The sequence below is a fragment of the Flavobacterium sp. GW823-FHT04A11 genome (assembly GCF_058796535.1).
In genome coordinates this window covers 1,028,853-1,053,573 of the sequence record NZ_CM179503.1, presented here as the reverse complement: position 1 = coordinate 1,053,573, position 24,721 = coordinate 1,028,853, and the positions used below count along the sequence as shown (strand labels likewise).

Annotated in this window: 13 protein-coding genes and 1 pseudogene; 8 read left to right on the top strand and 6 right to left on the bottom strand. The window is 36.6% G+C overall.

Going from position 1 to position 24,721, the window contains the following annotated elements:
• Positions 1-21 precede the first annotated feature (21 nt).
• On the bottom strand, positions 22-8,352 hold the full coding sequence (locus tag AC3QL1_RS04635) for a T9SS type B sorting domain-containing protein (RefSeq protein WP_492495508.1): 8,331 nt from the start codon (positions 8,350-8,352) through the stop codon (positions 22-24).
• Between the two features lie 403 nt (positions 8,353-8,755).
• On the opposite strand from AC3QL1_RS04635, the gene AC3QL1_RS04630 reads away from it, so the two are divergent.
• The 6 genes from AC3QL1_RS04630 (at position 8,756) to AC3QL1_RS04605 (ending at position 17,994) form a co-directional block, all read left to right on the top strand.
• Positions 8,756-10,093 (top strand): PSP1 domain-containing protein, encoded by a 1,338-nt coding sequence (locus tag AC3QL1_RS04630; protein WP_492495507.1) that lies wholly within the window; start codon positions 8,756-8,758, stop codon positions 10,091-10,093.
• Positions 10,077-10,556 carry a gliding motility lipoprotein GldH gene (locus tag AC3QL1_RS04625; RefSeq protein WP_492495505.1) on the top strand — a complete coding sequence of 160 codons (480 nt, stop codon included), beginning with the start codon at positions 10,077-10,079 and terminating at the stop codon, positions 10,554-10,556. The genes AC3QL1_RS04630 and AC3QL1_RS04625 overlap by 17 nt, the downstream gene beginning before the upstream one ends.
• A gap of 10 nt (positions 10,557-10,566) precedes the next feature.
• Entirely contained in the window at positions 10,567-12,873 is a 2,307-nt protein-coding gene (locus AC3QL1_RS04620; protein ID WP_492495503.1) for a penicillin-binding protein 1A, read from the top strand.
• 413 nt (positions 12,874-13,286) lie between these two features.
• On the top strand, positions 13,287-13,988 hold the full coding sequence (locus AC3QL1_RS04615; RefSeq protein WP_492495501.1) for a CoA transferase subunit A: 702 nt from the start codon (positions 13,287-13,289) through the stop codon (positions 13,986-13,988).
• Positions 13,989-14,192: 204 nt separating this feature from the next.
• Positions 14,193-14,846: a 3-oxoacid CoA-transferase subunit B gene (locus tag AC3QL1_RS04610; RefSeq protein WP_492495499.1), complete on the top strand. Its 654-nt coding sequence runs from the start codon at positions 14,193-14,195 to the stop codon at positions 14,844-14,846.
• A gap of 370 nt (positions 14,847-15,216) precedes the next feature.
• On the top strand, positions 15,217-17,994 hold the full coding sequence (locus tag AC3QL1_RS04605; protein ID WP_492495497.1) for a M4 family metallopeptidase: 2,778 nt from the start codon (positions 15,217-15,219) through the stop codon (positions 17,992-17,994).
• Positions 17,995-18,302: 308 nt separating this feature from the next.
• On the opposite strand, the gene AC3QL1_RS04600 is transcribed toward AC3QL1_RS04605, so the two are convergent.
• Both AC3QL1_RS04600 and AC3QL1_RS04595 read right to left on the bottom strand, forming a co-directional pair.
• Positions 18,303-18,830 (bottom strand): DUF6646 family protein, encoded by a 528-nt coding sequence (locus AC3QL1_RS04600; protein ID WP_492495495.1) that lies wholly within the window; start codon positions 18,828-18,830, stop codon positions 18,303-18,305.
• Between the two features lie 47 nt (positions 18,831-18,877).
• Positions 18,878-19,612 (bottom strand): metallophosphoesterase family protein, encoded by a 735-nt coding sequence (locus AC3QL1_RS04595; RefSeq protein WP_492495493.1) that lies wholly within the window; start codon positions 19,610-19,612, stop codon positions 18,878-18,880.
• A 138-nt stretch (positions 19,613-19,750) separates the two neighbouring features.
• Between AC3QL1_RS04595 and dinB the strand changes: the two genes are divergently transcribed.
• Positions 19,751-20,833 (top strand): DNA polymerase IV, encoded by a 1,083-nt coding sequence (gene dinB, locus AC3QL1_RS04590; RefSeq protein WP_492495491.1) that lies wholly within the window; start codon positions 19,751-19,753, stop codon positions 20,831-20,833.
• 97 nt (positions 20,834-20,930) lie between these two features.
• Entirely contained in the window at positions 20,931-21,431 is a 501-nt protein-coding gene (locus tag AC3QL1_RS04585; RefSeq protein WP_492495489.1) for a PAS domain-containing protein, read from the top strand.
• A gap of 130 nt (positions 21,432-21,561) precedes the next feature.
• Here the strand turns inward: AC3QL1_RS04585 and AC3QL1_RS04580 are convergent, their stop codons facing one another.
• From AC3QL1_RS04580 to tnpA, 3 genes and pseudogenes are all read right to left on the bottom strand, one after another.
• Positions 21,562-23,166: a fumarate hydratase gene (locus AC3QL1_RS04580; RefSeq protein ID WP_492495488.1), complete on the bottom strand. Its 1,605-nt coding sequence runs from the start codon at positions 23,164-23,166 to the stop codon at positions 21,562-21,564.
• Between the two features lie 70 nt (positions 23,167-23,236).
• Entirely contained in the window at positions 23,237-23,971 is a 735-nt protein-coding gene (locus AC3QL1_RS04575) for a hypothetical protein (RefSeq protein WP_492495486.1), read from the bottom strand.
• A gap of 256 nt (positions 23,972-24,227) precedes the next feature.
• Positions 24,228-24,689 (bottom strand): annotated as a pseudogene (gene tnpA / locus AC3QL1_RS04570) (IS200/IS605 family transposase).
• Between the last annotated feature and the right edge of the window lie 32 nt (positions 24,690-24,721).

Genomic DNA, 24,721 nt, shown 5'->3' with positions numbered 1-24,721 from the left:
AACATAATATTTGTTTTTTAGTTACCTGTAAAGGGTGAAGTGTCCAACAAATTCTCTGTTGTCCTTATTGTCGTTTAGTTTAAATACATACCAGTAATCACCTGATGTTAATTCTGTGCCGTTGTATTTTCCATCCCATTTTTGACCGTACTTAAAGTTTCCTATTATGCGGCCATATCTGTCAAAAATTGTGAAGGTTAAATGTTTGTAGTTTACGCTACATCCAGGTCCCCATTCATCGTTAATACCATCGCCATTTGGAGTAAAGTTATTAGGAATGCAAACATCTATATATTCAAAATACCTTGATGCGGTAGCGGTACAGCCGTTTTGATCTGTGACTGTGACCTTATAAATTCCAGATTTGTATATAATGAATTTGTTATTGGTATTATGAGATTCTGCTTCAAAAGAATATCTGTATTGACCTTCGCCTCCTGTGGCAGTTGCAACGATTTCATTTAACTCTCCATCGGCAAGTGTTAGTTTTAACGGTTCAATGTAATTAATCGTAAATTCTTTTGTAGGCTGGATACAACCATTTGTATGTCTTGAATATATGATATGATTACCTGAAGCTACATTTTTAAATATGTTGCTTGATTGATAAACCCCATCTTCTCTGTCAAGGGCATAATCTACGTCATCAGGATTTGTAATACTTTTATCAACTGTTACAGTTACAGAATTTGCGGATGCATTGTTTTCGCAACTAGTATCAATATGTGCAACAGGGTTAATTAAAATTGCGTTTGGCATCTTAACTTTAACTTGTGTAGTACATCCTTTCGAGTCTTTTATATAAACAACATGATTACCGCCTGAAAGATTATCAAATAAAAACTCTGTTTGATTTGAAGAACCTTGATAAAATGTTCCATTTTGCTCATCTAAGCTATATAGATAAGGTTTATTTCCTCCTAAAACTTCAATTGTAAAGAATCCATCTTTATTTCCAAAACACAATTCTGGAGAAACAGATCCAAGAACTTTGGCTTCAAGAGCATTGGGTTCTTTAATTATTACATTAATCTCAACTCTACATGTATTACTATCTATTACTGTAAACGTATGAGGACCTGCTGCCAGATTTGTTTGTGCCGGAGTAATGGTATATGGGGCTCTTCCTCCATTTGGAGTAATTTCTACCGATCCATTTGCTTCACCTTTACATGTTACATCTACTACTTTTAAAGCTGTAGCAGTAAGGACTTCAGGTTCAGTAATTGTAACGTAAGTTATTGTTGTACAATTATTACTGTCAGTTATGGTGAAAGTATGTTTTCCTGCTGTAAGACCTATTTGTGCTGGTGTGATGTTATATGGAGCTGTTCCTCCGTTTGGAGTAATTACAACAGAACCATTTGCTTGACCATTACACATTACATTTACCACATTTGATGCTGTTGCAGTAAGTTTTTCTGGTTCGCTAATATTAATAGCAATTGTTGTTGTACAATCATTACTATCAGTTATGGTGAAAGTATGTTTCCCTGCCGTCAAGCCTGTCTGTGACGGAATTATGGTGTATGGAGTTGTTCCTCCGTTTGGAGTAATTACCACAGATCCATTTGCTTCTCCTTTACATTTTACATTAATCTGATTTGAAGCTAAAGCGGTTAATTGTGCCGGTTCCAAAATCGTAACATCTAAAGAAGCTGTACAGCTATTATTATCAGTCACGGTAAAAGTGTGAAGACCTGCCGTCAGGCCTGTCTGAGCCGGAGTTATGGTATATGGAGCTGTTCCTCCGTTTGGAGTAATAACCACAGATCCATTTGCTTCTCCTTTACATTTTACATTTATCACATTTGATGATGTTGCAGTAAGGATTTCAGGTTCGCTAATAGTAACGTCGGTTGTTATTGTACAATTATTATTATCAGTTACGGTAAAAGTGTGAAGACCTGCCGTCAGGCCTGTCTGAGCCGGAGTGATGGTATACGGAGCTGTTCCTCCGTTTGGAGTAATTGTTACCGATCCATTTGCGTCTCCTTTACATTTTACATTTACCACATTTGATGATGTTGCAGTAAGTTTTTCCGGTTCGCTAATAGTAACGTCGGTTGTTATTGTACAATTATTATTATCAGTTACGGTAAAAGTGTGAAGACCTGCCGTCAGGCCTGTCTGAGCCGGAGTGATGGTATACGGAGCTGTTCCTCCGCTTGGAGTAATTGTTACCGATCCATTTGCTTCTCCTTTACATTTTACATCAATTTGATTTGAAGCTAAAGCTGTTAATTGAGCCGGTTCCAAAATCGTCACATCCAAAGAAGTTGTACAATTATTATTATCAGTCACGGTAAAAGTGTGAAGACCTGCCGTCAGGCCTGTCTGAGCCGGAGTAATGGTATATGGAGCTGTTCCTCCGTTTAGAGTAATAACCACAGATCCATTTGCTTCTCCTTTACATTTTACATTTACCACATTTGATGATGTTGCAGTAAGTTTTTCCGGTTCGCTAATAGTAACGTCAGTTGTTATTGTACAATTATTATTATCAGTCACGGTAAAAGTGTGAAGACCTGCCGCCAAACCTATCTGAGCCGGTGTAATGGTATATGGCGCTGTTCCTCCGTTTGGAGTAATTGTTACCGATCCATTTGCTTCTCCTTTACATTTTACATCAATCTGATTTGAAGCTAAAGCGGTTAATTGTGCAGGTTCCAAAATCGTAACGTCCAAGGAAGTTGTACAATTATTATTATCAGTCACGGTGAAAGTGTGAAGACCTGCCGTTAGGCCTGTCTGAGCCGGAGTAATGGTATAGGGCGCTGTTCCTCCGTTTGGAGTAATTGTTACCGATCCACTGGCATCACCCTTGCATTTTACATCGATCTGATTTGAAGCTAAAGCGGTTAATTGTGCCGGCTCCAAAATCGTCACATCCAAAGAAGCTGTACAATTATTATTATCAGTCACAGTGAAAGTGTGAAGCCCTGCTGTCAGGCCTGTCTGACCCGGAGTAATGGTATACGGTGCTGTTCCTCCGTTTGGAGTAACTGTTACCGATCCATTGGCTTCCCCTTTACATTTTACATTTACAACATTTGATGATGTTGCAGTAAGTTTTTCAGGTTCGCTAATAGTAACCTCAGTTGTTATTGTACAATTATTACTGTCAATCACAGTAAAAGTGTGAATTCCTGCTGTAAGACCTGTTTGTGCCGGAGTAATGTTATATGGCGCTGTTCCTCCATTTGGAGTAATAACCACAGATCCATTTGCTTCTCCTTTACATTTTACATTTACCACATTTGATGATGTTGCAGTAAGTTTTTCCGGTTCGCTAATAGTAACGTCCAAAGAAGCTGTACAATTATTGGTATCGGTCACTGTAAAAGTATGAAGCCCTGCCGTCAGGACTGTCTGTGCTGGAGTTATTGTATATGGCGCTGTTCCTCCGCTCGGAGTAATTGTTACTGATCCATTTGCTTCTCCTTTACATTTTACATTAATCTGATTTGAAGCTATAGCGGTTAATTGTGCCGGTTCCAAAATCGTCACATCCAAAGAAGCTGTACAATTATTAGCATCAGTTACTGTAAAAGTATAAAGTCCTGCCGTCAAGCCTGTTTGCGCTGGAGTTATGGTATACGGCGCTGTTCCTCCGTTTGGAGTAATTGTTACCGATGCATTTGCTTCACCTTTGCATGTTACATTTACTACATTTGATGCTGTTGTATTAAGGACTTCAGGTTCGCTAATAGTAACTTCAGTTGTTGTTGTACAATTATTACTGTCAGTTATGGTGAAAGTATGTTTTCCTGCCGTCAAGCCTGTCTGTGCCGGAGTTATGTTATACGGCGCTGTTCCTCCGCTAGGTGTAATTAGTACAGATCCATTTGCTTCTCCTTTACATGTTACATTTACCACATTTGATGTTATTGCAGTAAGGACTTCAGGTTCGTTAATAATAACGTCAGTTGTTATTGTACAATTATTAATATCAGTCACGGTAAAAGTTTGAAGACCTGCCGTCAGGCCTGTCTGAACTGGAGTAATGTTATATGGTGCTGTTCCTCCTGTTGGAGTAATTGTTACCGATCCATTTGCTTCTCCTTTACATTTTACATTTACCACATTTGATGATGCTGCAGTAAGTTTTTCCGGTTCGCTAATAGTAACGTCAGTTGTTATTGTACAATTATTAATATCAGTCACGGTAAAAGTGTTAAGACCTGCCGTCAGGCCTGTCTGAGCCGGAGTAATGGTATACGGCGCTGTTCCTCCGTTTGGAGTAATTGTTACTGATCCATTTGCTTCTCCTTTGCATTTTACATCAATCTGATTTGAGGCTAAAGCTGTTAATTGAGCGGGTTCCAAAATCGTTACATCCAAAGAAGTTGTACAATTATTATTATCAGTCACAGTGAAAGTGTGAAGACCTGCCGTCAGGCCTGTCTGAGCCGGAGTTATGGTATATGGCGCTGTTCCTCCGCTCGGAGTAATTGTTACAGATCCATTGGCATCGCCTTTACATTTTACATCAATCTGATTTGAAGATAAAGCTGTCAATTGAGCGGGTTCAAGAATGGTAACAGGAATTGTAACACTAATGTTATTGTTGTCAGTTATTGTGAAAATATGATTTCCTGCAACTAATCCAGCCTGAGCAGGTGTTATGGTATATGGTGCGGTTCCCCCATTTGGAGTTATAACCACAGACCCATTAGTGTCCCCTTTACATTTTAAGTTTACCTGACTTTCAATAACGGCACTCAATTGCATATCTGGTTCTGAAATAGTTACCTCTACAGTTATCTCACAATTATTACTGTCTTTTACAGTGAATGTATGAATCCCTGCTGTCAAGCCTGTCTGTGCCGGAGTTATTTTATACGGTGCTGTTCCTCCACTTGGAGTGATTGTCACCGAGCCCGTATCATCTCCTTTTCGCAATATATTTATCTGGTTAGAAGCCGTTGCAGTCAATTGCTCTGGCTCTGAAATCGTCACATCCAAAGAAGTTGTACAATTATTATTATCAGTCACGGTAAAAGTATGAATCCCTGCTGTCAATCCTGTCTGAGCCGGAGTTATGGTATACGGCCCTGTTCCTCCGTTTGGAGTAATTGTTACCGATCCATTAGCATCGCCTTTACATTTTACATCAATCTGATTTGAAGCTATAGCTGTCAATTGAGCGGGTTCAAGAATGGTAACAGGAATTCTAATACTAATGTTATTATTATCAGTTATTGTGAAAATATGATTTCCTGCAACTAATCCAGTCTGAGCAGGTGTTATGGTATATGGTGCGGTTCCTCCATTTGGAGTTATAACCACAGACCCATTAGTGTCCCCTTTACATTTTAAGTTTACCTGACTTTCAATAACGGCACTCAATTGCATATCTGGTTCTGAAATAGTTACCTCTACAGTTATCTCACAATTATTACTGTCTTTTACAGTGAACGTGTGAAGTCCTGCAGTCAAGTCTGTCTGTGCAGGAGTAATGGTATACGGTGCTGTTCCTCCACTTGGAGTAATCGTCACCGAGCCTGTAGCATCTCCTTTTCGCAATATGTTTATCTGGTTAGAAGCCGTTGCAGTCAATTGCTCTGGCTGTGAAATAGTTACCTCTACAGTACTCTCACAACTATTACTGTCTTTTACGGTAAAAGTGTGAAGACCTGCCGTCAAGCCTGTCTGTGCCGGAGTTATGGTATACGGCGCTGTTCCTCCACTTGGAGTAATTGTTACTGATCCATTAGCATCGCCTTTACATTTTACATCAATCTGATTTGAAGCTAAAGCTGTCAATTTAGCCGGTTCCAAAATCGTCACATCTACAGTTGTCTCACAATTATTACTGTCTTTTACGGTAAAAGTATGAAGCCCTGCTGTCAAGCCTGTCTGTGCCGGAGTTATCGTATATGGCGCTGTTCCTCCGCTTGGGGTAATTGTTACCGATCCATTGGCATTGCCCTTACATTTTACATTAATTTGATTTGAAGCTAAAGCTGTTAATTGAGTGGGTTCTAAAATCGTAACATCTACAGTAGTCTCACAATTATTGCTGTCTTTTACGGTGAACTTGTGAAGCCCTGCCATCAGGCCTGTCTGTGCCGGAGTTATAGTGTACGGCGCTGTTCCTCCGCTTGGTGTAATTGTTACAGATCCATTTGAATCGCCCTTACATTTTAAATTAATTTGATTTGAAGCTAAAGCTGTTAATTGAGCGGGTTCCAAAATCGTAACATCTAAAGTAGTCTCACAATTATTACTGTCTTTTACGGTGAATGTATGGAGCCCTGCCGTCAGACTTGTTTGGGCTGGAGTTATAGTATACGGCGCTGTTCCTCCGTTTGGAGTAATTGTAACCGATCCAGTGGCATCACCTTTGCATTTTACATCAATCTGGTTTGATGCGATAGCTGTTATTTTGTTTACTGTAATCGTTCCCGTAGCAGAAACATTACCACAAGCGCCTATTAATGGAATACTATAGTTAAAAATTCCTGACTCAGTAGGAGTACCGCTGATCGTAATCTTATTAGATTCCCAATTTGCAGTTACTCCCGAAGGTAAACCTATTGGTTGTCTAATCCCTGTTGCCAAAGTAGTCGTATGTGTGATATTTGTTAACTCACTATTTATGCATGATATTGGTGTAAAAGAAGCTACACTAACAGTTGGATTATTTGTTACAGAAACCGTTATTTCTTTATCACCCGAGCATTTTAAATTGTTATTATTTGTAATATCAATACCTATTTCTGCATAACGTATTCTATACTTTGTTGAAATATTAAGTGCAGGTGTCACATATTCCGGTGAAATAGCGCCGGGAACATCTTCCCATAAAGTTCCGTTAAATTTTTGCCATTGATAAGAGTATTGTCCTGAACTAATTAATGAGACTTTTAAAGAAGTAGATTCACCTTCACAAATTTTTAAATCAGAAGTATTATCAACTTTTATTATTGGTACACAGGCACTAAATGTAATATCATCAATCGCAAGATCATTTCCACAACTTTCCGGACTTGAATTAAAGTTTTTTATCTTTAAAATAACAGCTGTTTGATTAGAATTTGTTTTAAAAACCATATTTACTAATTGCCATTTCATTCCAACACTTTGAGAAGTTGGAGTTATGCTCCCTGAAATAACTTGTTGCTGTATAGTTGAAGGTGCTGCTGAGTCGTAAACCTCAAAGATTAAATTAGGTTCCTGCCTGTTTGCACAATTATAGCTGTCTGTCGGAAATATATTAGCAACATATGCTTGAAATACATATTTTGTATTAGGACACAATCCTGTAATTTCACGTTTAAAAAACTCATCAGGTTTGCTATTTGCATCAACAACCATCATATAACCAAAGGGATTGCCAGTATGATCGGTTGCATTATGCCAAACAGTATTTGCAGATTTTGGATTCTGTCTTATACCATAATTTCCAATACCAAAAACCCCACTTGGCGAATAGGTATAAGTAGTTTCTCCAGTAGGCAATGATGGTCCGTTGGAGTTTAAGTTCGTTCCTTGTCCAAAATCGATATTTACTATTGGTGTAGCAAGTTCTCCATCACAAGCAAGAGTTTTTACTTTTACAATAAAATCTAGCGTACTACTTTCACAATTAGAAAGATTTTTCTGCTTAACCTTGTAATTTGTGTCTTGATATAAAATAGGAGTTATAAATTCTGGACCCTCGTGAAGTAAAGTTTTGCCTGTGGCATCATACCAATAAAAAACAGACCCCGTATATCCTGAAACTAAAAGCGTTGTAGACTCACCAGAGTAAATTGTTTTTTCGTTACCACCAGTTATTACTGGAGGATCTATAGTAGCAGTAAAGTTTATGGCATCTAAAAAGTTGCCTGATCCTAAATCACCTGATGAAGTAGAAACGGCAGCAAAAATAAATCTTGTTTTATTCTGACCTGCGGGAACGTTGTAAGTTCCTGTGTATAATTTCCAGGCTGTATTATCTGTATCAGCAGTTGTAACAGTAGTATAAGGTCCGCCTGGAGGACCTGCCTTTAATACCATTGAGTCAACACCGGATCTCCCGCTATGAGCAAAGGAGTAATTAAAGTAAGTTGCTATAGATGTGTCATAATCCTGGTATAATCCTGAAGCCTGAGTCGCGTTAAGCTCAACAAACTGATTTCCTGAATAAGCATTACGATTGTAAAAATTGCCGTTATGCCAAAATTCTAAAAGACCGTCAGAAGCAGTTGTTCTCCAGCCAAGTAAAGGGTAATCATTTTGATTTATATAATTTCCAGCGCCAGCTACGACTGGAAATTCAAAATCTGCATTTATGGTGTTAACAACACATTGACTATTTACTGAAGAAGATGAAAGAAAAATAATAATTATAATTAATTTCATAAAATCAATTATAAATGACTTTACAATTTTGGAGGGTTTTACAAATGGCATATTATAAGTGAATTAGAAAATTAAAAAACTGCTTATCTATTAGTTGTTGAAATATTTTACTTATTGAATTCAATGGGCATTCATTATTTGAAATGATTTTATTGTCCACAGATTTTTTGTAAAAAATTGATGTGCAAAATTCCTTTATTAACCCCGAAATGATTAATAGTAAAAGCCAAAAGAGTAATAGATTAAGACAAATTAAAATTGCTTTATGTTTAGTAATGAGTGTTTTAGCTATTTAACAGTCCTTTAGAGTAATCGATAAAAAGCAAACTAAAAAAAATACTATCTTTACCGATCGAACGTTTATGAACTTAAGTTGCTCTTTTGCAACACTACATATATAATTATGGCATGTACAAGTTGTTCAACCTCAGATGGTGGTGCACCAAAAGGTTGTAAAAATAATGGGACTTGCGGCACCGATAGCTGCAATAAATTGACGGTTTTTGACTGGCTCGCTAACATGAGTCCGTCTAATGGAGAGGCGATTTTTGATTGTGTTGAGGTTCGTTTTAAAAACGGACGTAAAGAATTCTTTAGAAATTCAGAAAAATTAACGTTAAGTATTGGTGATATTGTAGCAACTGTTGCATCACCGGGACATGATATTGGGATTGTAACTTTGACAGGCGAATTGGTAAAAATTCAAATGAAGAAAAAAGGAGTCAATCACGAAAGCAATGAAGTACCTAAAATTTACCGAAAAGCATCTCAAAAAGATATCGATATCTGGTCTGTAGCGCGTGATCGTGAAGAACCAATGAAAGTTCGTGCGCGTGAATTAGCGATTCAGCATAAACTGGAAATGAAAATTTCTGATATTGAATTCCAGGGAGACGGATCAAAAGCTACTTTCTATTACACCGCAAACGACAGAGTCGATTTTAGACTTTTGATTAAAGATTTTGCTAAAGAATTCAGCACAAGAGTTGAGATGAAACAAGTTGGTTTCCGTCAGGAAGCGGCGCGTTTGGGCGGAATTGGTTCTTGCGGTAGAGAACTTTGCTGTTCGACCTGGCTTACAGATTTTAGAAGTGTCAATACTTCAGCGGCACGTTATCAGCAGCTTTCGCTAAATCCTCAAAAATTAGCGGGACAATGCGGAAAATTAAAATGTTGTCTGAATTATGAGTTAGATACTTATATGGATGCGTTAAAAGATTTTCCGGATTACGATACGAAATTGGTAACCGAAAAAGGAGATGCGATCTGTCAGAAACAAGATATTTTTAAAGGATTGATGTGGTTTGCTTACACGAATAATTTCGCAAACTGGCATGTTTTGAAAATTGATCAGGTTAAAGAAATTATTGCCGAAAACAAACAGAAAAACAAAGTTTCTTCTTTAGAAGATTTTGCTATTGAAGTAGTTTCAGAGCCTGAAAAAGACTTTAATAATGCAATGGGCCAGGAAAGTTTGACTCGTTTTGATCAGCCGAAAAGAAAGAAAAAACCAAATCGCAAACGCAAACCAAATGCGGAAAATGCGATTGTGGCAACTCCGGCGAAACCTCAGCAGGCAAACAATAACAATAATAAGCCGGCAGGAGGAAATCCGAACAAACAAAACAAACAGAATAACAACAATAAGCCAAATCATTCGAATAAGCCAAAATCGAACGATACTAAACCAGCTGAACCAAGAAAACCTATAATTATTACTAAAAATGAGAATAAAAAATAGCGGAATTCTTCTTTTGGCAGCAATACTTCTTTTTTCGTGTGATAAAAAAAGAGTATTCGATGAGTACAAATCTGTTGGAAGTGCCTGGCACAAAGACAGCATTGTAACCTTTGATCTGCCGGTTTTAGATTCTACCAAAAAATACAATTTATTTGTAAATTTGAGAGATAACAACAATTATCCCTTTAAAAATTTGTTTTTAATTGTTGCTATTGAAATGCCAAATGGCTTTACCAAAGTCGACACTTTAGAGTACGAAATGGCAAAACCTGACGGAACATTATTAGGAAACGGCTTTACAGACATTAAAGAAAGTAAACTGTTTTATAAAGAAGATGTAAAGTTTAGAGGAAAATATCAGGTACACATTAAACAAGCTGTTCGTGAATCAGGTAAAATTCCCGGTGTTGAAGCTTTAGAAGGTATTACAGACGTAGGTTTTAGAATAGAACAAAAAGATTAGATAAATAGTTATGGCCACCAAAAAAAACAATCAACCTAATAGTACTAAAGATATTAACTACTATAAAAAGAAATTCTGGAGAATTTTTGCCTATTCTTTACTCGGTGTTTTAGCATTCTTCCTATTTGCATCGTGGGGATTTTTCGGCTCAATGCCTTCTTTTGAAGATTTAGAAAATCCGGATTCAAATTTAGCAACAGAGATTATTTCATCTGATGGAGTTGTAATTGGTAAATATTTCAAAACCAATAGATCACAGCTTAAATATTCAGATTTGCCAAAAAGTTTAGTCGAAGCTTTGGTTGCCACCGAAGATGCCCGTTTTTACGAACATTCAGGAATCGACGGACGCGGAACTCTAAGAGCTGTTTTTTCTTTAGGAACAAATGGTGGAGCGAGTACGTTAACGCAGCAATTAGCGAAACAATTATTTCATGGTGAAGGATCTAAGTTTCTTCCTTTCAGGATTGTACAAAAAATAAAAGAATGGATCATCGCCATTCGTCTGGAAAGACAATATACTAAAAATGAGATTTTGGCCATGTATTGCAACGTTTATGACTTCGGAAATTATTCTGTTGGAGTAAGCTCTGCGGCGCAAACTTATTTTTCGAAAGATCCAAAAGACCTGACCATGGACGAATCGGCTATTTTAGTTGGAATGTTCAAGAATTCAGGATTATACAATCCGGTTCGTAATCCGGAAGGTGTAAAAAACCGTCGTAATGTAGTCCTTGGGCAAATGGAAAAAGCGAAGATGATTTCTACCGCTGAAAAAGAAAGATTACAAGCGTTGCCAATTGCATTAAAATTCAAACTGGAAAGTCACCGTGAAGGTACGGCAACATATTTCAGAGAATATCTTCGTGATTATATGAAGAAATGGATGGCTGAAAACAAAAAACCAGACGGTTCTGATTATGATATCTACAAAGATGGTTTGAAAATCTATACAACAATCGATTCAAGAATGCAGCAATATGCTGAAGAAGCTGTTTCTGCACACATGAAAAACTTACAGCAGCAATTTTTCATCGAGCAAAAAAACAATAAAAATGCACCTTTCGTAAATATCACTCAGGCAGAAACGGAGAAACTTATGATGCAGGCCATGAAAAACTCAACACGTTGGGCGATCATGAAAGAAATGGATAAAAGCGAAGATGATATCATTGCGTCATTCAAAGTAAAAACGCAAATGCGCATCTTTACCTGGAAAGGAGAGCGTGATACGATTATGACGCCAATGGATTCTATTCGTTATTACAAACACTTTTTACAGTCTGGTTTAATGGCAATGGAGCCTCAAACCGGAAACATCAAAGCTTGGGTTGGAGGAATCAACTATAAATATTTTCAATACGATCACGTAGGGCAGGGAGCAAGACAAGTAGGGTCTACTTTTAAACCTTTCGTTTATGCAACTGCTATTGAACAATTAAACATGTCTCCTTGTGATTCTATTTTAGATGGACCTTTCATGATTCACAAAGGACGTCACCACGTAACGGAAGACTGGGAGCCAAGAAACTCTGACAACAGATACCGCGGAATGGTGACTTTAAAGCAAGGTTTGGCAAATTCGATCAATACCGTTTCGGCAAAATTAATTGACAGAACGGGTCCGGAAGCCGTTGTAGAATTGACGCATAAATTAGGAGTTAAAACTGAAATTCCGGTACAGCCATCAATTGCATTGGGAGCTGTGGATATTACGGTTGAAGATATGGTTGCGGCTTACAGTACATTTGCCAATCAGGGAGTGTATGTAAAACCACAATTTTTAAGCCGTATCGAAAATAAAAGCGGAGAGGTTATTTACGAACCAATTCCGGAATCTCACGATGTTTTAAATAAAGATATTGCTTTTGCCGTAATCAAATTATTGCAGGGAGTTACAGAAACCGGTTCCGGAGCACGTTTACGTACTCAGGGCGGTGGAAGTGGAGATAACCGCTGGACAGGATATCCATATATGTTCAAAAACCCAATTGCAGGTAAAACAGGAACAACGCAAAATCAATCTGATGGTTGGTTTATGGGAATGGTTCCAAACTTAGTGACCGGTGTTTGGGTAGGTTGTGAAGACCGTTCTGCACGTTTTAAAAGTTTAACCTACGGACAAGGAGCAACAGCGGCATTGCCGGTTTGGGCTTATTTCATGAAACTTTGTTATGCTGATCCAAATCTTCAGGTTTCTAAAGCAGAATTTGAGCGTCCGGCAAATCTTTCTATCAAGGTAGATTGTTACACCAGACCTGCAGTAGTAAAAGATACAACAGCAACAGATCAAAATACAGACGAATTCGAATTGTAATTTAGTCGCAGTTTACAGTCACAGTTTCCTGTAAGATTTCTAAAAATTTGCAGGATTTAAAAATATCCTTTTGCAGTCTTCTGAAATTTAGAAGTTTGCAGAAGGATTTTTTATTGGAGAAGATATAGCCCAAGGTTTCAACCTTGGGGACAGAATTTAGAAGTTGCAGAAGTATTTTTTGAGGATAAGATTGCATAGCCCAAGGTTCAACCGTGGGGGACAAACAGAAATTGATTACGCAATGTATCCTAAAGGTTGAAAGCTCTAGAAATGTTATAATAAGACGTTTTGTTGCCTCAAAGCTTTTGCGGTTATCCTAAATTATCATTGGATTTATTTTTTACGAAATCGTTATAATTTAATCTAAAAATGGTATTTTTATCAAAATTATATAGTTATAAAGTCAGTTTGTTATGATAACAAAAAAAGTAGATAGCGTTCAGGATGCTATAAAAGGAATAGAAAGTGGAATGACCATTATGTTTGGTGGTTTCGGTTTATGCGGAATTCCTGAAAATACTATTGCAGCATTGGTTAATACCCCAATTTCTGAATTAACTTGTATTTCAAACAATGCGGGAGTTGATGATTTTGGTTTGGGATTGCTTTTGCAGAAAAAACAAGTTAAGAAGATGATCTCCTCTTATGTGGGCGAAAATGCTGAATTTGAACGTCAGATGCTTTCAGGAGAATTGGAAGTTGACTTGACACCACAAGGAACTTTAGCCGAACGTTGTCGTGCAGCTCAGGCGGGAATTCCAGCTTTCTTTACACCGGCTGGTTACGGAACAGAAGTGGCGGAGGGAAAAGAAGTTCGTGAATTCAACGGAAAAATGCATATTATGGAAGAAGCTTTTAAAGCTGATTTTTCTATTGTAAAAGCGTGGAAAGGCGACGAAGCCGGAAATCTAATCTTTAAAGGAACAGCCAGGAATTTTAATGCCTGTATGGCCGGCGCCGGAAAAATCACCATTGCCGAAGTGGAAGAATTAGTTCCGGTTGGAACTTTAGATCCAAATCAAATACATATTCCCGGAATTATGGTACAGCGAATCTTTCAGGGAGAGAAGTTTGAGAAAAGAATTGAGCAGCGTACTGTGAGACAAAGGGATTAGAGAATTAGATAATTGAGATAATTTGTCAATTAGTAATTAAAAAAATAACGCAAATATATTGCTTTTGTAAATAATTACATTCTTAATAAATTGATAGTAAATAAATTATATTTCATTATATAAAGTAAATAATTAAGCAACTTCAAACAATTATCTAATTATCAAATCTACTAATTGCCACATTAAATATTAGCACATTAAACTATGTTAACAAAAGAAGATATAGCAAAACGAATTGCAAAAGAAGTAAAAGACAGATATTTTGTCAATCTTGGAATCGGGATTCCGACCTTGGTGGCGAATTATGTGAGGGAAGATATTGCAGTTGAATTTCAAAGTGAAAACGGAGTTTTGGGTATGGGTCCATTTCCTTTTGCAGGAGAAGAAGACGCGGATATTATCAACGCAGGAAAACAAACCATTACAACATTACCCGGAGCGAGTTTCTTCGATTCAGCTTTTAGTTTTGGAATGATCCGCAGCCAAAAAGTGGACTTAACGATTCTTGGCGCAATGGAAGTTTCTGAAAATGGTGATATTGCCAATTGGAAGATTCCGGGCAAAATGGTGAAAGGAATGGGAGGCGCAATGGATTTAGTGGCTTCCGCCGAAAATATCATTGTCGCCATGATGCACGTTAATAAAGCAGGCGAATCAAAAATTCTAAAAAAATGTACTTTGCCATTGACCGGCGTTGGCTGCGTCAAAAAGGTTGTAACTGAGCTTGCAGTTCTCGAAGTAACTAAAAATGGTTTTAAGCTCTTAGAACGAGCGCCAGGTGTTTCTGTTGAGCACATTATTGCTTCAACAGAAGCAGAACTTATTATTGAAGGAGAAATTCCGGAAATGAACATCTGATAAAAACTTTTTTAGAATATAAAAAATTCTTGCAGGCCAGCTTTTTTAAGCTGGCTTTTTTTTGTAAGATAAACTGAAGAATATGTCAGGTTTTATTTCTTACAACATTGATTATCTGTACTATTTTTTTTATATATGAGTTTTTAAGATCATTAAATTATTAATTTTAGGGCTTTCTAGTTGAGAAATTCTTACAGTTTGTTAAATAAAAGTGAATTTAAAGTAAAAAGTGTTGCATTTTATCGATTAACGGCAAATTTCATCGATTATCTAACAAAATTAAAATACTTTTAACACAAATTAAAGTATTTACTTACGTTAAATATTTTATTTGTAATCATTTGACCAAACTTTAAAAACCCCTTAGATTATGAAAAAAAAATTACCTGGAATTATGGCGACCGCCGCAATTTTTACTTTCAGTTTTACTTCATTTGCGCAAACAGATAAGCAAGTGAGCCAGAAAAATGTTTCGGAAAATGGCCAACCGAGTTTAATTACCTTCAATGAAAAATCTACCTACAAAGGTTCAGATGCACAAAAAGTCTTTAAGGAACAACTTGGCTTAAAAGACTCTCAGACTTTTGCAAAAATTAAAACCCAATCAGACAAACAAGGTTATACACATGAAAAATTTCAATTGTATGAACAGGGAATCAAAGTAGAATTTGCGAATTATACTTTACATTCAAAAGATGGGAAACTAACTTCGATGAATGGTGAATTCTACAATCTTGAAAACGTAAAAGTTGTCCCTAAACTTTCTGCTGAAGACGCTTTTAACAAAGCACTTAGCTACACGCACGCAACAGAATATCTTTGGGAAAAACCACAAGATGCTGAGGCAATGGATTATCAAAAACCTACAGGCGAACTTGTTTTGCTTCCGGCAATGGAAGAACAAGGCGAAAAACGTGCAAGTGATAAAGTTCGTTTAGCTTATAAATTTGATATTTATGCTACAAAACCTTTAAGCCGTGGCGATCTTTACATTGATGCAGAAACCGGAAAAGCGTTGTTTTATAATGCAACAATAAAACATGCCGGCGAAAGTATCCATGGGAAATCAAAGGGAACTGCTAATTTCTCAAACGAGAAAAAAGAAGCAGCTTCAAAAATGGCAATTGTTGCAGCAAATGCAGCTACTCGCTATAGCGGCACACAAACCATACAAACAACTTTAAGCGGATCTTCTTATATTTTATTGGATGGAACTCGCGGTTTGGGAATTCAAACTTATAATTCTGCCAGAACTGCAACGTATCCAACAACCAATTTTACAGATGCAGACAATAACTGGACCGCAGCAGAATTTAATAACACCAACAAAGACAATGGTGCTCTTGATGCACATTGGGGAGCTGAAATGACTTATGATTACTGGTCTGCCGTTCACGGAAGAAACAGTTATGATGATGCCGGAGCTAAAATTAAAAGTTATGTTCACTATAATTTAATTGCTGCCGGATATTCAAGCAATAATAACGCTTTTTGGAACGGAAGTGTAATGACCTATGGCGACGGAAGCGGAACCGGAGGTTTTGATATCCTGACTTCTATAGATGTTGCCGGTCACGAAATAGGCCATGCGATTTGTACTTATACAGCAAATTTAGCTTACCAAAAAGAATCAGGTGCGATGAACGAAGCTTTCTCTGATATCTGGGCAGCTTGTATCGAATATCGTGCAGCACCAACAAAATCAACGTGGTTAGTAGGGGAAGATATTGAAAGAAGAAGCGGGCACGTTGCTTTGCGTTCTATGAGTGATCCAAATGCCGAAGGTCAGCCGGATACTTATGGCGGAACTTATTGGATAAATGTGGGTTGTACACCTACAAGCAGTAATGATTATTGTGGTGTTCATACGAATTCAGGAGTTTTAAATCACTGGTTTTATATTCTTTCTGTGGGTAAATCAGGAACAAATGACCTTGGAAATGCTTATAACGTAACAGGAATTACAATCGATAAAGCAGCAAAAATCGCTTATCGTCTGGAAAGTGAATATTTAAGTGCTAACTCAACTTTTGCAATTGCAAGAACATACGGAATACAATCTGCGGTTGAATTATACGGTGCAGGATCTGCAGAAGTTATTGCAACAACAAATGCATTTTATGCAGTTGGAGTTGGAGCTGCCTATTCAGGATCTACAGATACGGTGGCACCAAGTGCTCCAACAGCTTTAGCAGCTTCAGGAACAACCGGAACTACTACGAATTTAACATGGACAGCTTCTACAGATAATGTTGCTGTAACCGGATATGATATTTACCAGGGAACAACTTTAAAAGGTTCTTCTGCAACAACATCATATACCGTAACAGGATTAACACCTTCAACTGCTTATACTTTTAGCGTAAAAGCAAAAGATGCTGCAGGAAATATTTCTGCTTCAAGCAGTACAGTAAACATTACTACAACTGCTGCAGGTGTTACATATTGCACATCTCAAGGAAATAGTACTGCAGATGAAAGAATCAGCAAAGTTGTTTTTGGAACTATAAACAATACTTCAACAGGAACAACAGGGTATGAAAACTATACTGCAATTTCTACAAATGCAGCGAGAGGAACGGCTTACACCATTACAATCACGCCTGTATGGACTTCGACAACTTACAACGAAGGTTATGCTGTATTTATAGATTACAACCAGGATGGTGATTTCTCAGATTCTGGAGAAACAGTCTGGACAAAAGCAGCTTCAAAAACAACTCCGGTAACAGGAACTATTACAATTCCTGCAACAGCAACTCTTGGTACAACAAGATTAAGAGTTTCTATGAAATACAACGCAATTCCAACAGCTTGTGAGGCTTTCTCTTACGGACAAGTTGAAGATTATTCAATAAACATTACCGCTTCTGGAGCCGTTGTTGTTGAAGAAATTGCAAAATTACCAGAAACAGTAGAAACTTCAAGTGTTGCATTATATCCAAATCCGGTTGAAAGTGAATTAAATATTTCAATTTCAGAAACTAACGGATATACGTATAAAATCACAAATACAATAGGACAACAAATAGGTTCAGGAGAACTTTACGGAAACCCTATTGATGTAAGTAAATTAAGCACAGGAATTTACATCATCGAATTAAACAACGGTAGCAAAAAAATCGTTAAGAAATTCGCTAAGAAATAAAAAATTGTAGTTTTAAAAAAAGAGAGCCTCGCGATTTGCGGGGCTTTTTGATTTAAGACAGTTGTAATTTCGTTGCAAAAAGATTTTACCACAGAGTTATACAAAGTTTTTACACAGAGCAACACAAAGAATTTAAAACTTTGCGCCTTAGCGTCTTTGCGCGATTAAACATAATTTTTTATTTTACCAGAGTAACACAAAGCTTTTTCGCAGAGCAACACAAAGAATTAAAACAAATTGCGAATTTGCGGGAAACAAAAAAAGCGTTCATAACGAACGCTTTTAAATATTATAATAGTTTTAGAATCTTATAAATTGAAAGAAGCTCCTAAACTAAAAGTTGCCTGATTGTTTAAATGATCGAATACATCATTATCGTTACCATATTTTGCAATTGGGAATCCGATTTCTGTGAAAACACCAAATCCGTCAGTAAAAAAGTAACGACCACCTACGTGTCCGCCAAAATTGTGTAATCCTAAACTTAAACCTGGGTAAACATCCAATTGTTCTACTCCAATAACGCTGCTTAAATTAGCATTGATTCTTGCTTTTGCATCAAAACGATCCTGAAATTTTGGTTTTGCATCATAGTATGGAGTTGGATTATTGTGGTAAACTCCTGAAAAATTATCAACTCCAAGTAAATAAGTTGTAACAAATCCGAATGAGAAATTTTCTCCTAAACCGAAATCAATAGATCCCTGAATTCCTGAACCACCGTCTTGTAAATTTGCACCTACGTTAACTTTCATATCACCTTTTCCTGAAAAAGCTTTTTGAGCCTGTGTGAATCCGAATGATGCTAAAAACAAAAGTGTAATAAATTTTTTCATAAACTTAAATATTAATTATTTGGATTGCAAATTTAGTTTTTTACACATCAATTCCTACCTTTTTCATTAAAATAGAGTTCATTTAACGGATCGCTTTGCCAGAATTCCTTGGTATCTACGTCCATGATCGTCAGAGGGCCTTTAAAAGCAGCTCCGGTATCAACATTCCAGACGCACGCTTTGTTTATTGGAACTGTTTCACCAATTCTGGTTACAGGCGTGTGGCCAATAAATATTTCTTTGTATACCGTAAAACGTTTTGGATAATATAAATCACCTGGTTTTAAATTAGGATCTAATGAAAGTGCTGATTCCCAAAGTGTTCTGTCCCAATAAAATAATTTCGGAAAGTATTCCCAGACAACACCGTTTAGATTTGTAAAACCCGCATGAACAAATAATCGGTTTTGATCATCAAGATAATAATCCTGCAGCGCTTCAAAAAAAGCAATATGTGTTTTCTTTTTTTCTTCAGAAAGTTTCGAATATCCTTCAACAGTAGCTTTTCCGCCATGTTTGTACCACATTTCCTCGTCAAATTCCTCATTTCGGTTTTCAAGCCAGTCTAATGCCAGTTGATCGTGATTTCCTCTGATGCAAATGCAGTTTTGTTTGCTTTTTAAATCAATCAAATATTCGATTACATCTGCCGATTGACTCCAGCCATCAACATAATCCCCTAAAAATATAAGAGTATCTTCTTTAGTAACATTGGCTTTTTTCAACACTTGCTCAAGTGCGAGTAATCCTCCGTGTATGTCGCCTATAACAAATGTTCGCATTTTAAATTATTTCGAATAAGGTACAAAAATAAAGAAAATGATTTGTTTGATGCTGTTTAGTTGATAATCTTTAAAATTGATATTATTTATAACTACTTTGAGCGCTTTTTTATTGCTTTTCCTTTTTAAATTTGTAACATGTCTGAAGCGCCTGTATATCGAAAAATTATCCATATTGATATGGATGCTTTTTATGCTTCCGTAGAGCAGATGGATAATCCGGCTTTACGCGGAAAAGCCATTGCTGTAGGCGGTTCAGAGAATAGAGGAGTAGTAGCGGCGGCTAGTTACGAAGCCCGAAAATTTGGTGTTAGAAGTGCCATTAGCGGAGTTTTAGCCAAAAAATATTGTCCGGAAATTATTTTTGTACGTCCGCGTTTTGATCGGTATAAAGAAATATCGACCAAAATTCATAAAATTTTTCATGACTATACAGACTTGGTGGAGCCACTTTCGCTTGACGAAGCTTATCTTGATGTCACTCAAAACAAAAAAGGAAATCCAAGCGCGAGTTTATTAGCACAGGAAATTAGATTAAGAATCCTGAATGAAGTTGGATTAACGGCATCAGCAGGAATTTCAGTCAATAAGTTTGTGGCTAAAATTGCCAGCGACATCAACAAACCAAACGGACAAAAAACCGTAAATCCGGATGAGATTATACCTTTTCTGGAAGAATTGCCGATTCGGAAATTTTATGGTGTTGGAAAAGTAACGACCGAAAAAATGTACCAACTGGGAATTTTTACCGGAGCTGATTTAAAAACAAAATCGCTAGAATTTCTGGAGAAACACTTCGGGAAATCCGGCGCTTTTTACTATAATGTGGTTCGCGGAATTCATAACAGCGAAGTAAAGCCTTCGCGAATTACCAAATCTGTTGCGGCAGAACATACTTTTGATGTCAATCTTTCTTCAGAAATTTTCATGTTGGAACAATTGGAAAGAATAGCAACTTCATTAGAAAAAAGACTAAAAAAACATAATATTTCCGGCAAAACGGTAACACTTAAAATCAAATACAGCGACTTCACACAACAAACACGAAGCAAGACTCTGCCTTATTTTATTGCAGATAAAAGTCTAATTCTTGAAGTTGTTGAAGAGCTATTGTATCAGGAAAAAATGAAAGATTCAGTTCGATTACTCGGAATCTCTTTGAGCAATTTAAATACAGAAGAGAAAAAGGCAGTTGTGGTTCAGTTGAAATTTTCCTTTTAAATAGTGTTAAAAACGCATCAAATGAGGGTTTCCGTAAGATTATTAGAGATTTTCAATTTACCTTTATAGAAGTTGCTTACGAAATAAATCATTTGAGATGAAAAAAGACAATTCTGATGAAATTTTAAATCGAAATTCGGTTCCGATCTTAGCATGGGATTTTCATTACGAATATGTAAATGAACTCAAGGCTATTTTTACTGATTTAAAAAAAGTCAGCAAAATATCCAGTCAGTTTAATTGGAACGAAAAAAAGCTAAAAATAAAGGAACGAATTAAAGATGAGGTAATTGTAGTTACAGATTTAAACCTAAAAATTGTTTTTGCTTCAACGGGAATTAAAAAAATGACCGGTTATACCGAAGAAGAAGTTCTTGGAAAAACCCCAAAAATATTTCAGGGACCTCAAACTTGTGATGTTGCTTTAAAAGAAATCAGAGAAGCGATTAAACTACAAGTTCCATTTGAAAAAACAATTGAAAATTATAAAAAGAACGGACGCACTTACAAATGTAAAATCAACGGAGTTCCTGTTTTTAATATCAAAGGCGAATTATCACATTTCATAGCTTTTGAAAGTGAAGATAAAAGTGCCTGATATTTAACCGCAAATGTTTTTGCCACTAAGGCGCTAAGACACAAAAATTATTATAAGACACAAAAAAACCGCCTAAATTGGCGGTTTTTGTATAATATAACTTTGTGTCTTAGCGCCTTTGTGGCAAACCTTATAAGTTCTCAAAAAAGTCATTTCCTTTATCATCCGTAATAATGAAAGCAGGGAAATCTTTAACCGTAATCTTACGAACGGCTTCCATTCCTAATTCTTCAAAATCAACAACTTCTACTTTTAGGATATTATCCTGCGCTAAAATTGCCGCCGGACCACCAATAGAACCCAAATAGAATCCGCCGTATTTGTTGCAGGCATCCGTAACTTGTTTGGTACGGTTTCCTTTTGCCAGCATAATCATACTTCCGCCATGTTTTTGGAATTCATCTACATAAACATCCATACGGCCAGCGGTTGTTGGGCCAAAACTTCCCGAAGCCATTCCGTCCGGAGTTTTTGCCGGTCCTGCATAATATACCGGGTGATTTTTAAAGTATTCCGGCATTGGCTGACCGGATTCTAAAAGTTCCATAATTTTTGCGTGTGCAATATCACGCGCAACAATTACAGTTCCGTTTAATTTTAAACGCGTTTTGATAGGATATTGACTCAATTTAGCCAAAATATCAGCCATTGGCTGATCAAGATCTATTTCAACCGGAGCTTCTAAATGCGGAGCTGTTTCCGGCAAAAATTGTTTTGGATTTACTTCTAATTGTTCCACATAAATTCCATCTCTGGTAATTTTCCCTTTGATATTTCTATCCGCAGAACAAGAAACACCTAATCCAACCGGACAAGAAGCTGCGTGACGCGGCAAACGAATAACACGAACATCATGTGTAAAATATTTTCCGCCAAACTGAGCACCAATAGCACTTTCCTGGCAAATTTGCTGTACGCGCTGTTCCCATTCTAAATCACGAAAAGCCTGACCAGCCATATTTCCGCTCGTTGGCAAATGATCATAATATCCTGCTGATGCTTTTTTAACCGCACTTAAATTCGCTTCCGCGGAAGTTCCTCCAATTACCAAAGCCAAATGGTAAGGCGGACAAGCAGAAGTTCCTAAATCTTTGATTTTTGTGCGAATGAAAGCATCCATAGATTTATCATTCAATAAAGATTTTGTTTGCTGATATAAGTAGGTTTTGTTGGCAGATCCACCGCCTTTTGCCATAAATAAAAACTCATAAGAATCTCCTTTTTTAGCATAAATATCGATTTGCGCCGGAAGATTCGATCCTGAATTTTTCTCTTCAAACATCGAAATCGGAACAATTTGAGAATATCTTAAATTACGTTTTTGATAGGTATTAAAAATTCCTCTGCTTAACCATTCAGCATCATCAACACCGGTAAAGATGCTTTCTCCTTTTTTGGCCATCACAATCGCCGTTCCGGTATCCTGACAGCTTGGTAATTGTCCTTCGGCAGCAACAGAAGCATTTTGAAGCAAGTTGTAAGCCACAAAACGATCATTGTCTGTCGCTTCAGGATCGTCAAGAATTTTTCTTAATTTTTGTAAATGCGACGTTCTCAACATGAACGAAACATCTGTTAAAGCCTCTTCGGCCAATAATTCTAATCCTTTTGGATCAACAGTAAGAACTTCACGTTCACCAAATTTTTCAACTTTTACAAAATCTGAAGTGATTTTGCGATATTGTGTTTCATCCTTTAAAATAGGATAAGGATCCTGGTATATAAAATCAATCATTTCTTTGTTTTTGGCAAAGTTAAAAATTATTTACCTAAGAAAGAATTTGAATAAGATCCGTTTGAAGAGATTATTTTATGTTGTGGAATTCGTTAAACGGCATTTTTTTCTCAAAATACGCTTTGTCTTTTGCAGAAAGTAACTGGCTTTTCCATTTATTTCCGCTTAAGCGAAAGACAATCGAATCAGAATAAGTAACTTTTCCCATATCGTCATTATCATCTTCCGGTTCAAAGGAAACCCTTTTGCAGTAAAATGCCTCAGAATCTTTTGAATTCGGAGTCATAAATTCAACCCAGCTTCCCCAGCCACTGTCTGTCATGGAATCCCATTGGTAAACCAATTGTAAATCTTTGTCTTCTAAATGATACAGATAATTATTCTGATTATAGCCACAGGCAGGATATCCAAAAGTTATTTGAATAAATGATTTGTTTTTAGAAGTGGCAGTTGCCAAACCATAATCTGCTCCCCATTCAGATCCTTTTTGATAGCCATCAATTGTAACTTTTGCCGATGCCTTTTTTTTCTTATTCTCATAAAAATCCAATCGGTATTTTACGGTAACAATGCTGTCTTTATCGACTTTTTTATCTAAAAGATTTGCCAGAACATAATTGCCTGAAGCATTTTCTTCTCCATTAGAAATTGGGATTGTATCTGTTTTTAAAAACTTTTCCTCTGTAGCAATTGAAGCCGCTGGTGTATTTTGTGAAGTAATATTTTTTGTTTGAGATTGCGAAACCGGCTTTGGTTTCTGGCAGCTTATTAAAAGAAATAAAAAGAAAATGTGTTGTGGTTTCATTATTTATGTGTTGTCTGGTTTTAACCGCATTTTAATATTGGGGTTTCATTGATATTTGATTTATCGTTTTTTAAACCGGATTAAGATCCGGTTTGCTATGTGTTATGATTTTAAACCGGATTAAAATCCGGCCCTACAAAATAAACCGTTCCTCCGGAACTCTAAATAAAGAGCCATAGGCTCGATTCATATTGTAGGGCTGGACTTTAGTCCAGTTTAAATAAAATTCCGTTTAAATAAATTCGGTTTAAATGAATCATATTAAATTTTCAAAAACATATCTTTCGTCAAATTTGACATTAAATTTATTCAGAAATGTTAAATACTCGTCTTTAAAGTTTTGTTTTTTATGATGTTCCTCCTGATTGGCAATATATTTATAAACGGCATCAATGTGAGATCTGCTATAAGAGAAAACGCCATAACCTTACTGCCATTCGAATCTTGACTTTGTCAAATGATGATCATTGATATATTTTGATGATTTCCCTTTGACAATTTTCATTAATTCCGAAATTGAAACGGTAGGTTTTAAGCTTAAAAGGCAATGAACATGATCTTCCGTTCCATTTACAATTATCGTTTTGCAACCCGTTTCATTTATTAAATTTCCTATAACACTTAATATTTTCGATTTACATGCAGTAGTGATAATTGCTTCTCTGTATTTTACAGCGAAAACTGCCTGGATGTAAACCTGATGGTATGTATTTGACATTTTATATTAATTGTAACGTTTTTTTAATCTGT